The organism is Lentzea flava, assembly GCF_014648475.1.
GTDB classification, from domain to species: domain Bacteria; phylum Actinomycetota; class Actinomycetes; order Mycobacteriales; family Pseudonocardiaceae; genus Lentzea; species Lentzea flava.
On the sequence record NZ_BMRE01000006.1, the window covers coordinates 159,455 to 172,392 of the forward strand.

Sequence of the window (12,938 nt, forward strand, 5' to 3'; positions counted from 1 at the left end):
CGTCAGTCGAGGAACAACCCGGCGCTGACCAGCAGAGCCCAGGCCAGCATCGCGAACCCGGTGAACTGCAGCACCGGGATCAGGTCGCGGCCGCCGCGCCCGGCCGCCACCCGGCGCACCGCGGGCAGCAACACCGGCGCCGCGAGGAACCCGAGCAACGCGAAGGGCACCCGCACGGTCATGCCGAGCGCGATCAGGAACGGCACAGCCACCAGCGCGAGGTACAGCCTGCGGGTGTCCTTGTCACCCAGCACGACGGCCAGGGTTCGCTTGCCCGACACCGCGTCCGTCGGGATGTCCCGCAGGTTGTTCGCCACCAGCACGGCGGCCGAGATCGACCCCATCGCGATGGACGCGCCGATGCCGATCCCGGTGATCTCGCCGGTCTGCACGTACAGCGTGCCGAGCACCGCGGCCGGTCCGAAGAACAGGAACACCGCGATCTCGCCGAGCCCCGCGTAGCCGTACGGACGCTTGCCGCCCGTGTAGAACCACGCTCCGGCAATGCACACGGCGCCGAACGCGATCATCCACCAGTGCCCGGACAGCGCCACCAGCGCGATGCCGGCCAGCGCACCGATGCCGAGCGAGATGAACGCGGCCAGCCGCACCTTCGCGGGCTCGGCGGCACCGGAACCGGTGAGGCGGAACGGCCCCACGCGGTTGTCGTCGGTGCCGCGGATGCCGTCGGAGTAGTCGTTGGCGTAGTTCACGCCGATCTGCAGTGCCACCGAGACGACGAGCGCCAGCACCGTGTAGAGCACGTTGAACTCGTCGATGTGGTGTGCCGCCGCCGCTCCCACGATCACGGGCGCGATCGAGTTCGGCAGGGTGCGCGGGCGGGTCCCCTGGATCCACTGGACGACTGAGGCCATGCCTCCATCCTCCGCTATGGCTACTGAGGACCCGCCAACGGGTGTATCAGCAGCTAGTCGCTCCGGAGACGCCCGCCACATAGGCCTTGGCGATGTGCTTGCCCGACGCGATCCGGTACCAGATGTTCGACGTGCCCTGGGTTCCGGTGACGGACTCGCCGGTGAGCTGGCAGGTGACCCTCACCTGGGCGTGGTTCGCGGCCAGGCCCACCTGTGCCGTGTCGGAGTTCGCGCCGCTGCGCACGTTCACCGTGCCGTTCGCCGCGGACGTGCGGACCGTCCCGACAGGACCGGAGCCGGTCCACAGGTACGTCACGGTCACCCACGAGTTCGTGGTGAGCTTGAGGCCGTCCCAGAACGTGCCGTCGGCCAGGTCGATGCCGGCCGGGTTCGCCACCTCGCGGCCGAACTGGTCCTTACCGCCGTTGTAGTTGTCCTGGTAGGCGGCCTGCGCCTCGGGCTTGCCCTGCGGCAGGTCCTTCCACATCTCCCGCGTGGAGGACGGGTTCCAGTAGTCGTCCTTGGTGTTCCACGGGCCGACGTCCCACACCGGCGCCCACTCGCAACGCCCGTTCGACGCGCAGATCTGCACGCTGTAGGTGCCGGAGTTGTTGGGCGCCAAGCCACGCCGCGACGGCAGCGCGACGAAGTGGTCGCGCGAACGGATCGTGTGGCCGTTCGCCGTCGTGCCGCCGACGAGACCCTCGCGCGTCGCGTAGACGCGGTACGAACGTCCAGCGGCAGCAACGGAAACGTCTTCCGAAGCGGCTGCCGGCGCCTGGGTGGCCGTCAGCTTCACGCGTGATGCTTTGCCACTGCTGAGAACAACGCGCGTCTGGACGGTGGAGGTGGTCACCGGCAACGTGGCCGGCGCCTCCAGCCACTCGGTCCACTGACCGTCCGGACGCAGACCGCGCACGTCCACGACGCCATCACCGGTCACCGCCGCCGTGACCTTGTTGGCGGGCTGAGCGAGTCTGTGCGGTTCCAGCTCGATCAGGCCCATCCGCGGGGAACCGCCCCACGAGACGAGCTTGTAGTTGAGGTCGGCTGACCACTCGTTGCCGGCCGCCTGGGCGGGGGACGCGAGTCCGACCACCAAGGCGGAGCCGACGACCAGCGGTAACAGGTAGCGCATGAGAAACCCCCATCGCCAGCGCGCACGGCTGGGTCCGTGCGCGTCGCGGCGAGAGTTGTCCTCAGCGGTAAAGGTTCACCTAAAAGAGTCGGCGACGGCCGTTCGGTCGACCTTTCCCGGTCCGCGCAGGGGCAGTTCCGAGACGAACCGCACCAGCTTCGGCACCGCCGCCCGGCCCACGGCCTCCAGGACCGCGGCCTTCAGCTCGTCGAGGGACGGCTCGTCGCCGCGCGCGACGACGGCCGCGGCCACGATCTGGCCCCACTCGTCGTCCGGCACGCCGGCGACGCACGCCTCCAGCACTCCCTCAACGGTCGCCAGAGCCCGTTCCACCAGCACCGGCGGCACCTTCTCGCCGCCCGTGACGATCACGTCGTCCGCGCGCCCGAGGACCTCCAGCCGCCCGTCGCGCAGCCGCCCGAGATCACCCGTGCGGAACCACTCGCCGAACGGGTCGGGGCTGCCCCGGTATCCCAGCGCCAGCACGGGACCGCTGATCTCGATCACGTCGTCGGTGCGCACCCGGACGTCCCGCAGCGGTTCGCCGTCGTACACACACCCACCGGCCGTCTCGCTCATGCCGTACGTGGTGACGACCTGAACGCCGAGCGCGCGTGCCTGCTGGAGGAGCTTCGGCGGGGTGGCGGCCCCGCCGATCAGCACGCCGTCGAACTGCCGCAGCGCCCACAGTCCCGGCCCCTCGCCCGCGACGAGCCGGGAGAGCTGCGTCGGTACCAGCGCCGTGTAGTGGCGTCCCGGCTGGGCGAGGACCGGCCGGGCGGCCTGCGCGAACCCCATGGCGCGGAAGCCCTTCGACATGTCGAGCACGCCGGGCGTGGTGCCGGCCACGATCGACCGCACCAGCACCTGGATGCCGGCGATGTGGCCGGTGGGCAGAGCCAGCAGCCACGTGCCGGGCCCGCCGAGCCGCTCGTGGGTCGCCTCCGCGGACGTCGTCAGCGCGGCGGCGTCGAGCAGCACGGTCTTCGGCTCGCCCGTCGACCCGGAGGTGGGCACGCCGAGCACGGCCCGCTTCTCCCAGCCGTCGAGCGGGCCGTCCACCAGTGGCTCACCGCCGGTGAGCGCCGCGCGCAGTTCGTCGAGCATGTCGGCTGCTCAGAAGTAGTACGGGTAGTTCGACCAGTCCGGGTCGCGCTTCTCCAGGAAGGCGTCGCGGCCCTCGACGGCCTCGTCGGTCATGTACGCGAGCCGGGTCGTCTCACCGGCGAACAGCTGCTGTCCCACCAGACCGTCATCGATCAGGTTGAACGCGTACTTGAGCATCCGCTGGGCGGTCGGCGACTTCCCGTTGATCTCACGGGCCCACTGCAGCGCCGTGGTCTCCAGCTCGGCGTGCGGCACGACGGCGTTGACCGCGCCCATCTTGTGCATGTCCTCTGCCGAGTACGTGCGGCCGAGGAAGAAGATCTCGCGCGCGAACTTCTGGCCGACCTGCCGGGCGAGGTACGCCGAGCCGTAGCCGCCGTCGAACGAGCCGACGTCCGCGTCGGTCTGCTTGAACTTCGCGTGCTCCTCGCTCGCGAGGGTGAGATCGCACACCACGTGCAGGCTGTGGCCACCGCCGGCGGCCCAGCCGTTCACGACCGCGATGACGACCTTCGGCATGAACCTGATCAGGCGCTGGCACTCCAGGATGTGCAGCCGTCCCGCGCGCGCCGGGTCCACCGTGTCGGCCGTCTCGCCGGACGCGTACTGGTAGCCGCTGCGCCCGCGAATGCGCTGGTCACCGCCACTGCAGAAGGCCCAGACGCCGTCCTTGGGGCTGGGGCCGTTGCCGGTCAGCAGCACGCAGCCGACGTCGGACGACATCCGCGCGTGGTCGAGCGCGCGGTACAGCTCGTCCACGGTGTGTGGCCGGAACGCGTTGCGCACCTCGGGGCGGTTGAACGCGATGCGGACCGTGCCCTGGTCGACGGCGCGGTGGTAGGTGATGTCGGTGAAGTCGAAGCCCTCGACGGGCTTCCACAGCGACGGGTCGAAGAGCTCCTGATCTGCCACGGTCTGAGACTCTAGGCGCATGAATCCGTCCACGGCGCAGGCGAGGGTGATCGTCGACGAACTGGTCCGCAACGGCGTGCGCCACGCCGTGCTGTGCCCCGGTTCGCGCAACGCCCCGCTGTCGTTCGCACTGCATCAGGCCGAACAGAAAGGCCTGCTCACGCTGCACGTGCGGATCGACGAGCGCACAGCGGGGTTCCTCGCGCTCGGACTGGCCAAGACGGGCACGCCCGCCGTCGTCACTTGCACGAGCGGCACGGCCGTGGCGAACCTGCACCCCGCGGTGATCGAGGCGCAGCTGACCGGTGTGCCGTTGATCGCGCTCACCGCCGACCGCCCGGTCGACCTCTACCGCACCGGCGCGAGCCAGACGATCAACCAGTACGACGTCCTCGGCCTCCCCACCCTGCACATGCCGGAGGGCGCCGACGAGCCGACCACGCGCTCGTTGATCTGCCGCGCGATCGCCACTCCCGGCCCGACGCACGTCAACGTGCCGTTCCGACCGCCGCTCACGCCTGATGACGCCTCATGGCCGTCCACCGACCGCTCGCCGTGGACGGTGACGGACCGCACGTTCACCGTCGAGACCAGACCGTCGGACCTGCCGTCCCGCACGCTGGTGCTGCTCGGCGACGACCACCCGGAGCGGCTGCGCAGGGCGTCGGAGCTCGGCTGGCCGGTGATCGCGGAACCGACCGCGCCGGGCGGGCTGCGGCACGGCTCGTTGCTGCTCAACGCGGGACTGCCGGAGCACCTCCAACCGGACGCGGTGCTCGTCGTCGGGCGCGTGACCCTCTCTCGTGGCCAGCAGACGCTGTTGAAGAACGCGCGGACCGTGCACGCCGTCGGTGACCAGGCGCAGTGGGCGGACGTGCAGTTCACCGCCACCCGCGCGTCGACCTGGCTGCCCGAACCGGTCTCGGTCGACGGCGAGTGGACGCAGGCGTGGCAGAGCGCGGTGAAGAACGTGAGCGCCGCCGTCGACGACCTGCTGGACGCCGAGCCGTGGCCGACCGGCCTGCACGTCGCGCGTGACCTCACCCAGGCGATGCCGTCGGGGTCGTTGCTGTTCGTCGGTTCGTCGAACCCGATTCGCGACGTGGACTTCGTGGGCGAACGCCGCCCGGACATCACCGTGCACGCCAACCGGGGCGCCGCGGGCATCGACGGAAGCGTGTCCACGGCCGTCGGTCTCGCCGTGAACCATCAGGGTCCTTCATACGCGCTGATGGGCGACCTGACGTTCCTGCACGACATCAACGGCCTGCTGGCCGACCACCGCCCGGACCTCACGATCGTCGTGCTCAACGACGACGGCGGTGGGATCTTTTCGTTGCTGGAACAAGGCGCACCGGAGTACGGCGGCAGTTTCGAAAGGATATTCGGCACTCCGCACGGGACTGATCTGACCGCTTTGTGCGCGGGCTACCGAATTCCACACTCCACAGTGGACGGACAGGAGGAGTTCCGTAGCGCACTTGCGCGGCCGAAGGGCCTCCGAGTGGTGGAAGTGCAGGCAAAACGAGCGGGACTGCGCGCGCTGCACCAACGTCTCAAGTCGACGGTGTCAATCATTTTCAGCAGGTAGGAAACCTACGTAAGTCGGTGGTTCCCACCTCGGCGTCTGGATAGCGTCCCGCGCATGTCGATCAGATCCAAGGCGACGGCCGCGGTCGCGTCCGCGGCCGCCATGACCCTTTTCGCGGGGACGGCGCTCGCGGCGTCTCCCGGAGCACCCGGCGCCGGTGACCCGTACTTCCCGAAGTACGGCAACGGCGGATACGACGTCTCCCACTACGACATCAGGCTCAACTACAACCCGAACGGCGACCAGCTGTCCGGCACCACGACGATCCTCGCCAAGGCCACCGAGGACCTCACGCAGTTCAACCTGGACTTCCTGCTCAAGGTGAAGTCGGTCAGGGTGAACAACGCGCCGGCCTCGTTCGTGTCCGACGACGGCGAGCTGACCCTCACCCCGCGCGGCGGCGTGCGCAAGGGCCAGGACCTGACCATCGTCGTCACCTACGCCGACACCCCGTCCACCGTGAAGGACCGCAACGGCTTCACGGCGTGGACCAAGACCCCCGACGGCGCCCTGGCCATCGGTGAGCCGGAGATCGCCTCCTGGTGGTTCCCGTCGAACGACCACCCGACCGACAAGGCCACCTTCGACGTCAACGTCGCCGTCCCGAACGGCGTCGAGGCGATCTCGAACGGCACCTTCGTGGGCCAGACCCGCCAGATCAACGGCTGGACCCGCTGGAACTGGCGCAGCACCAAGCCGCAGGCGACCTACCTGACGTTCCTGACGATCGGCCAGTTCGAGATCCGCCAGACGACCACGCCGTCCGGCCAGCCGTACGTCAACGCCTACTCCGAGCGCCTCGGCGAGAACGCCGACGCCGCCAAGGCGAGCCTCGAGCGCACGCCCGAGGTCATCGAGTTCCTGGCCGAGAACGTCGGCCCGTACCCGTTCGAGGCGCAGGGCGGCGTCGCCACCCCGAACCTGGGCTACGCGCTGGAGAACCAGACCCGCCCGGTCTACGACACGGCCTTCTTCCGCCGCGGCGCCAACACCTACGTGGTCGCCCACGAACTGGGCCACCAGTGGTTCGGCGACTCGGTGTCGGTGCACCACTGGCGCGACATCTGGCTGAACGAGGGCTTCGCCTCCTACATGGAGTGGCTCTGGTCAGAGCACATCGGTGAGGGCACGGCGCAGGAGAACTCCGACTTCACCTACGACCTGTACCCGGCCGACAGCCCGTTCTGGGACGTCCTGCCCGGCGACCCCGGTGCCGGCGCGGTGTTCGACGGCGCCGTCTACGACCGCGGCGCGCTCGCCGTCCACGCCCTGCGCGCGGCCGTCGGCGACGAGAAGTTCTTCCAGATCCTGAAGACGTGGACGGCGGAGAAGAAGTACTCCGACGCCACCATCGAGGAGTTCATCGCGGTGGCGGAGCGGGTGTCTGGTCAGCAGCTCGACGAGCTGTTCCAGACGTGGCTCTTCACCAAGGGCAAGCCGGCCCAGGCGCCCGGCCGCACGGCGGACGCGGCGGCCAGGACGCTGTCGGTCGACTCGGCTCCGGCCAAGGCGGCTGAGCCGAAGTCGCGCGCCAAGATCCAGCTGACGCACGAGCTGCTGGACGCGCACAAGTAACTGACACGTTTGCGACAAGGGGCCTTCCGGGTGGAAGGCCCCTTGTTCCGTTCAGAGGCCTTCCAACGCCTCCCGCATCGGCCGCATCTTGGCGTGCGCCTCCTGCACCTCGATGTCCGGATCGGAGTCCGCGACCAGCCCGCACCCGGCGAACAACCGCGCCGTCGAGCCGCTGATCTGCGCACACCGCAACGCGATCCCGAGCTCGCCGTCACCGTTCCCGTCGATCCACCCCACGGGCCCCGCGTACCGCCCGCGGTCCATCCCCTCCAGCTGACCGATCAACGTAGTCGCGTCCAGCCGTGGCGTCCCACCAACCGCGGCCGTGGGATGCACGGCCGAGCCGAGGTGCAGCAACGACACCGACGACTCGAGGGTGCCGATCACGTCGCTGGACAGGTGCGACACGTTGGGCAGCCGCAGAACCGAAGGTCCCTCGACTGACATCGTTGTGCAGAAGGGACGCAACGTCTCCGCGAGAGAAGTGATCGCGTAGTCGTGCTCTTCGAGGTTCTTCTCCGACGCCATCAACGCCGACGCGAGCTCTTCGTCCGACACGCCGTCGTGCGGCCAGGTCGTGCCGGCCAGCACACGCGAGTCGACGACCGCGCCGGTGCGACGCAGCAGCAGTTCGGGCGTGGCGCCCACCAGGCCGTCCACCGCGTACGCCCAGCACTCCGGGTAGCGCCGGGCCAGGCCCTGCAGCACGAACCGCTGGTCGAGGCGCTTGTCCGTCACGGCCACCAGGTCGTGCGCGAGCACCACCTTGTCCAGTTCGCCGCCCCGCATGCGCGCCACGGCCTCGCGGACCGCCTCGCGGTACTGCGTGACCGGCAGCTGGCCGTTCGCGTACCGGACGGTCGAGGGGCGTGACAAGGGCGCGATCTCGGGATCGGTGTCCCCCGCGCCGATCGTGGTGATCCACTGCTGGCCGTTGCGGCGGCCGACCACGACCTCGGGGACGATCAGCACCGAGTCGCCCGGCGAGTCCGCGAAGGCCATCGAGATGAACGCGACCGGGCCGCTGCCCGGAACGCCCAGTTCGTCGTCTACGTCCAGGTGCGCGCAGAACTCCCGCCACCACTTGTCGGCCTGCGCGAACCGGTCTGGGCCGCTGACCTCGAGCCGTGCTGCCTCGCCCCAGCCGACCAGGCCGGACCCGTCGCGCACCCAGGCGAGCGCGTGCTCCGGGTCTGGCAGCAGTCCGAGCAGGTCACCGGCGGTGTCCCGCCTCGACCGGACGCGGATCCGCTGCCCTGCTCGCGATGTCGGTGCTGAGGTCACGCTCCGACTGTATGGACCTCAACCTGAAAGCGCGGCATCCGCCCGGCTCTAGACTTCTCAGTTGTGGTGGAGGACGCAGTGACCAAGCCGCCGCTCGGCGTACGCGTCCGCCGTGCGGTCAGTCGTGTTCTGCTCGTCGTCGGTGGGGTGGTCACGCTCGTGTGCGTGCTGCTGCCCATCGCCTGCTGGCGCGACGACGTGGCGATTGAGCGGCACATGGGGCAGGCGGTCGCGCAGGTCGACTCCGTCGCTTTCAACAGGACGGTTGTGCGCTACGCCACACCGGACGGTCGGGTGTTCATCCCGTCGCAGGGCGTGCTGTACCCGTCCGGTCTCAACGTCGGCGACAACGTGCGGGTCGAGTACGACCAGACGAACCCGGAACTCACGCGGGTGGCAGGGCGCAGCGCCGTCCTGAGCCTGTTGCCCGTGGGGACGTTCCTCGTGGCCGTCTGGATCGTCATCGCCGCGGTTGTGACAGTTCTACGCAGATTCGGCACTCAGGTGTAACATCGGTGCATGGCGGATGACCTGGAGCTGCGCTTCGAGCGCACCGTGCAGGCCGACGCGCGCATCGAGCCGCGCGACTGGATGCCCGACGGCTACCGCAAGACCCTGATCAGGCAGATCGCCCAGCACGCCCACTCCGAGATCATCGGGATGCAGCCGGAGGGCAACTGGATCTCGCGCGCGCCCTCGCTGCGGCGCAAGGCGATCCTGCTGGCCAAGGTGCAGGACGAGGCCGGCCACGGCCTGTACCTGTACTCGGCGACCGAGACGCTCGGCGCCGACCGCGAGGACCTGACGCTCAAGCTCATCGAGGGGCGCCAGAAGTACTCCTCGATCTTCAACTACCCGACGCTGACGTTCGCCGACGTCGGCGTGATCGGCTGGCTCGTCGACGGCGCCGCGATCTGCAACCAGGTGCCGCTCTGCCGCACGTCCTACGGGCCGTACGCGCGCGCCATGATCCGCATCTGCAAGGAAGAGTCGTTCCACCAGCGTCAGGGCTACGAGCTGCTCATGACGATGATGCGCGGCACCCAGCAGCAGCGCGACATGGTGCAGGACGCGGTGAACCGGTGGTGGTGGCCCGCGCTGATGATGTTCGGCCCGCCGGACTCCGAGTCCACGAACACCGAGCAGTCGATGGCGTGGCGGATCAAGCGCGACACCAACGACGAGCTGCGGCAGAAGTTCGTGAACATGAGCGTGCCGCAGGCCGAGAAGCTCGGCGTGACGTTCCCCGATCCCGACCTCAAGTGGAACGAAGAGCGCGGGCAGTACGACTTCGGCTCGCCGGACTGGGACGAGTTCTGGCAGGTCGTGAAGGGGGGTGGCGTCTGCAACGCGCAGCGCATCGCCCACCGCCGCAAGGCCCACGAGGACGGGGCCTGGGTCCGTGAGGCCGCTGCCGCCCACGCCGCCAAGCAGGCCGTTGCGAAGGAAGGTGCCGCGTGAGCACGTCTTGGCCGCTGTGGGAAGTGTTCGTGCGCGGCAAGCGCGGCCTGAACCACGTGCACGTCGGTTCGCTGCACGCGCCGGACGCGGAGATGGCGCTGCGCAACGCCCGTGACGTCTACACGCGCCGCAACGAGGGCGTGTCGATCTGGGTGGTGCCCGCGGCCGCGATCACGGCTTCGTCGCCCGACGAGAAGGATCCGTTCTTCTCGCCGTCCGGGGACAAGGTCTACCGGCACCCGACGTTCTACTCGATTCCCGAGGACGTGCCGCACCTATGAGCTTCGACAACGCTTACGAGTCGCTCCTCGGCCACGAGGACTCGCACTGGGCGTTCGGGACGGGCTTCTCCGAGGCGCTGTCCGGCGTGAACCGCGAGTTCCCGGCGGGAGTCGATCGCGACGACATCGCCACGTACTGCCTGATGCTCGGCGACGACGCGTTGATCTTCTCGCAGCGGCTCTCGGAGTGGTGCTCGCGCGCTCCGGAACTGGAAGAGGACATCGCGCTCGCCAACATCGCGCTCGACCTGCTGGGCCAGGCCCGCATGCTGCTCACGCGCGCCGGCGAGGTGCTCGGGAAGTCCGAGGACGACCTGGCCTACCTGCGCGACGAACGCGAGTTCCGCAACGTGCACCTGGCCGAGATCGACTGCGGTCCCGGCCCCGGCGGCGACTTCGGCACGACCATCGCGCGGCTGCTGGTGTTCTCGTCGTGGCGGCTCGCCCTCTTCTCACGCCTGCGTGGCTCGGCTGACCCCGTGCTCGCCGCTGTCGCCGAGAAGGGCCTGAAGGAGCTGGCGTACCACCGCGACCACGCCGCGCAGTGGACGGTCCGGCTCGGCGACGGCACCGACGAGTCGCACCGTCGCATGCAGGCCGGTCTTGAGCGTGTCTGGCCGTTCGTGGACGAGCTCTTCGCCACGCACCCCGTCGAAGCGCGCCTAGCGGGCGTCGCGGTCGACCCGGCGTCGCTGAAGTCCGAAGTGGACGGTGTGCTGGAGGCGGTGTTCTCCGCCGCAGGGCTTTCGCGACCCGCTGACACTCGCGCCGCACGCGTCGCGGGCATGGCGGGCCGCGACGGCGTGCACACCGAGGCCATGGGCTACCTGCTCGCCGAGATGCAGCACCTGCACCGCTCGCTGCCGGGAGCGGTCTGGTGACGACGGCACTGGAGATCGCGTCGGCCGTGCGGGACCCGGAGCTCCCGGTCCTCACGCTGGCGGACCTCGGCGTGCTCCGCGATGTGTCCGAAGAGGACGGTCGCGTCGTCGTCACCATCACCCCGACCTACTCCGGCTGCCCCGCGATCGACGAGATGGGCGCCGACCTGCGCCGTTCGTTGCTCGCCGCGGGTTTTGCCGAGGTCGAGGTGCGCCTGTCGCTCTCCCCGGCCTGGACGACCGACTGGATCAGCGCCGAGGGCCGCTCGAAACTGGCCGCGGCGGGCATCGCGCCCCCGTCCAGGATCGGCCCGTCCGTCGCTGGCCCGGTGCCGCTGAACCTGGTGCCGCCGTCCCGTCAGGTCGCCTGCCCGCAGTGCGGCTCGCCCAACACGTCGGAGATTTCCCGTTTCGGGTCGACCGCGTGCAAGGCCCTGCGCCGCTGCAACGCATGCTCCGAACCGTTCGAGCACGTCAAGGAGATCTAGTTGTCGCGCCGAGCCGCCTTCCACAAGCTGACGGTCGCCCGCGTCGACCGCCTCTGCGACGACGCCGTGGCCGTCACCTTCGACGTGCCGCCGGACCTCTCCGAGGAGTTCGCCTTCGCCGCGGGCCAGTACCTGACCCTGCGCCAGGGCGACGAACGCCGCTCGTACTCGATCTGCGCCCCCTCCGGCGCCGCCCCGCGAATCGGCGTGCGCCGCGTGGACGGCGGCCAGTTCTCCACCTGGCTGGTCGACCGCGTGGCCCCCGGCGACGTGGTCGAGGTCCTGCCCCCGCTGGGCAAGTTCACCCCGACCGGCACCGCCATCCACCACGGCTTCGTGGTGGCGGGCTCCGGCATCACCCCGGCCCTGTCGATTGCCGCGACGGTCCTCGCCACCGGCGCCCGCGTGACGCTGCTCTACGGCAACCGCCGCACCGACACGGTGATGTTCGCCGACGAGCTGGCCGACCTGAAGGACCGCTACCCGGCCACGTTCCAGCTGATCCACGTCCTGTCCCGCGAACCGCGCGACGTGGACCTGTTCACCGGCCGCCTCGACGCCGCGAAGCTGACGGCCCTGTTCGACACCGTCGTCCCGTTCGACGGCATCGACGAATGGTGGCTCTGCGGCCCCTACGAGATGGTCCAGGACGCCACCGCCGTACTGCGCGACCGCGGCGTGCCCGCCGACCACGTGCACCACGAACTCTTCTACGTAGACGAGCCCCCGCCCCCACCGCGCCGCACCGAGGCCGTGGTGGAGTCCGCCGCGTCCGTGACGGTCGTGCTGGACGGCAAGTCGACCACCCTGCCCCTGCCCGCCGACGAGCCGATCCTGGACGCGGCCCAGCGGGTCCGCGCCGACCTGCCCTTCGCGTGCAAGGGCGGGGTGTGCGGCACGTGCCGGGCGCTGGTCACCGAGGGCTCGGTCGAGATGCGGCGCAACTACGCGCTCGACGAAGCCGAGGTGGCGGCCGGGTTCGTGCTTACCTGCCAGGCGTTGCCGACCAGCGAGTGCGTGACCGTCGACTTCGACGCCTGATCGGAGTAGCCCGTTACTCCTTTGAGACCATATGGTCCATGTGGCACGGATTTCTCGACGAGTCGCGGCGCGCTCAGGGCTGCGTCGGCTGGTGAAACCCGGCCAACGTCGTGTGCACTTCTGACGACATCCCTGCCCGCCAGCTGTGTCTGGCTGCCGCGGCGACGTGGCTCCACGAGGTCGGAGTCACTCGGCTGGCGATCGAGAGCTGTGCACACCAGCTCGACCAGTGCCCAGAAAGCGCGAAACCCGGCAACCGACCGTCCGGACGGTGAACCGGGTCCACTTCCGGCTCCTACTGGAA

General features: G+C 69.7%; 13 protein-coding genes. 8 read left to right on the forward strand and 5 right to left on the reverse strand.

Annotated features, from left to right (window positions below; all coding sequences use genetic code 11):
* Window positions 1–2 precede the first annotated feature (2 nt).
* The 4 genes from IEZ09_RS11360 to IEZ09_RS11375 all read right to left on the reverse strand — a co-directional run bounded on the left by IEZ09_RS11360 (window position 3) and on the right by IEZ09_RS11375 (window position 4,032).
* The gene (locus IEZ09_RS11360) at window positions 3–875 is read right to left on the reverse strand and encodes a 1,4-dihydroxy-2-naphthoate polyprenyltransferase (protein ID WP_189253596.1); all 873 of its coding nucleotides are present in this window, start codon (window positions 873–875) and stop codon (window positions 3–5) included.
* 46 nt (window positions 876–921) lie between these two features.
* A complete protein-coding gene (locus IEZ09_RS11365; protein WP_189253597.1) occupies window positions 922–2,013 on the reverse strand; it encodes a DUF8814 domain-containing protein in 1,092 nt (363 codons plus the stop codon).
* A gap of 75 nt (window positions 2,014–2,088) precedes the next feature.
* Window positions 2,089–3,120, reverse strand: coding sequence for an o-succinylbenzoate--CoA ligase (gene menE / locus IEZ09_RS11370; RefSeq protein ID WP_189253598.1), 1,032 nt, complete (start codon window positions 3,118–3,120; stop codon window positions 2,089–2,091).
* Between the two features lie 9 nt (window positions 3,121–3,129).
* Entirely contained in the window at window positions 3,130–4,032 is a 903-nt protein-coding gene (locus IEZ09_RS11375; protein ID WP_370467696.1) for a 1,4-dihydroxy-2-naphthoyl-CoA synthase, read from the reverse strand.
* A 19-nt stretch (window positions 4,033–4,051) separates the two neighbouring features.
* Between IEZ09_RS11375 and menD the strand changes: the two genes are divergently transcribed.
* Together menD and IEZ09_RS11385 are read left to right on the forward strand one after the other, a co-directional pair.
* On the forward strand, window positions 4,052–5,623 hold the full coding sequence (gene menD / locus IEZ09_RS11380; protein ID WP_189253600.1) for a 2-succinyl-5-enolpyruvyl-6-hydroxy-3-cyclohexene-1-carboxylic-acid synthase: 1,572 nt from the start codon (window positions 4,052–4,054) through the stop codon (window positions 5,621–5,623).
* Between the two features lie 54 nt (window positions 5,624–5,677).
* Window positions 5,678–7,198: a M1 family metallopeptidase gene (locus tag IEZ09_RS11385; protein WP_189253601.1), complete on the forward strand. Its 1,521-nt coding sequence runs from the start codon at window positions 5,678–5,680 to the stop codon at window positions 7,196–7,198.
* A gap of 51 nt (window positions 7,199–7,249) precedes the next feature.
* Here IEZ09_RS11385 and IEZ09_RS11390 read toward each other — a convergent pair whose 3' ends face one another.
* Window positions 7,250–8,482, reverse strand: coding sequence for an isochorismate synthase (locus tag IEZ09_RS11390; protein ID WP_189253602.1), 1,233 nt, complete (start codon window positions 8,480–8,482; stop codon window positions 7,250–7,252).
* 78 nt (window positions 8,483–8,560) lie between these two features.
* Here IEZ09_RS11390 and IEZ09_RS11395 point away from each other — a divergent pair, with 78 nt between their 5' ends.
* The 6 genes from IEZ09_RS11395 to paaE are packed head-to-tail and all read left to right on the forward strand — an operon-like array spanning window position 8,561 to window position 12,634.
* Window positions 8,561–8,992, forward strand: a complete 432-nt coding sequence (locus tag IEZ09_RS11395; RefSeq protein ID WP_189253603.1) for a DUF3592 domain-containing protein — start codon at window positions 8,561–8,563, stop codon at window positions 8,990–8,992.
* A 9-nt stretch (window positions 8,993–9,001) separates the two neighbouring features.
* The gene (gene paaA, locus IEZ09_RS11400; protein WP_189253604.1) at window positions 9,002–9,943 is read left to right on the forward strand and encodes a 1,2-phenylacetyl-CoA epoxidase subunit PaaA; all 942 of its coding nucleotides are present in this window, start codon (window positions 9,002–9,004) and stop codon (window positions 9,941–9,943) included.
* A complete protein-coding gene (paaB, locus tag IEZ09_RS11405; RefSeq protein WP_189253605.1) occupies window positions 9,940–10,224 on the forward strand; it encodes a 1,2-phenylacetyl-CoA epoxidase subunit PaaB in 285 nt (94 codons plus the stop codon). Before paaA ends, paaB begins: the two co-directional genes overlap by 4 nt.
* A complete protein-coding gene (gene paaC / locus IEZ09_RS11410) occupies window positions 10,221–11,105 on the forward strand; it encodes a 1,2-phenylacetyl-CoA epoxidase subunit PaaC (RefSeq protein WP_189253606.1) in 885 nt (294 codons plus the stop codon). Before paaB ends, paaC begins: the two co-directional genes overlap by 4 nt.
* Entirely contained in the window at window positions 11,102–11,593 is a 492-nt protein-coding gene (gene paaD, locus IEZ09_RS11415) for a 1,2-phenylacetyl-CoA epoxidase subunit PaaD (RefSeq protein ID WP_189253607.1), read from the forward strand. The genes paaC and paaD overlap by 4 nt, the downstream gene beginning before the upstream one ends.
* On the forward strand, window positions 11,594–12,634 hold the full coding sequence (paaE, locus tag IEZ09_RS11420) for a 1,2-phenylacetyl-CoA epoxidase subunit PaaE (RefSeq protein ID WP_189253608.1): 1,041 nt from the start codon (window positions 11,594–11,596) through the stop codon (window positions 12,632–12,634). It abuts the gene before it with no gap.
* The last annotated feature ends 304 nt before the right edge of the window (window positions 12,635–12,938 follow it).

Coding starts and splice junctions, on each gene's coding strand:
- IEZ09_RS11360 (WP_189253596.1), bottom strand. CDS start 875: ATGGCCTCAGTCGTCCAGTGGATCCAGGGGACCCGCCCGCGCACCCTG.
- IEZ09_RS11365 (WP_189253597.1), bottom strand. CDS start 2,013: ATGCGCTACCTGTTACCGCTGGTCGTCGGCTCCGCCTTGGTGGTCGGA.
- menE (WP_189253598.1), bottom strand. CDS start 3,120: ATGCTCGACGAACTGCGCGCGGCGCTCACCGGCGGTGAGCCACTGGTG.
- menD (WP_189253600.1), top strand. CDS start 4,052: ATGAATCCGTCCACGGCGCAGGCGAGGGTGATCGTCGACGAACTGGTC.
- IEZ09_RS11385 (WP_189253601.1), top strand. CDS start 5,678: ATGTCGATCAGATCCAAGGCGACGGCCGCGGTCGCGTCCGCGGCCGCC.
- paaA (WP_189253604.1), top strand. CDS start 9,002: ATGGCGGATGACCTGGAGCTGCGCTTCGAGCGCACCGTGCAGGCCGAC.
- paaC (WP_189253606.1), top strand. CDS start 10,221: ATGAGCTTCGACAACGCTTACGAGTCGCTCCTCGGCCACGAGGACTCG.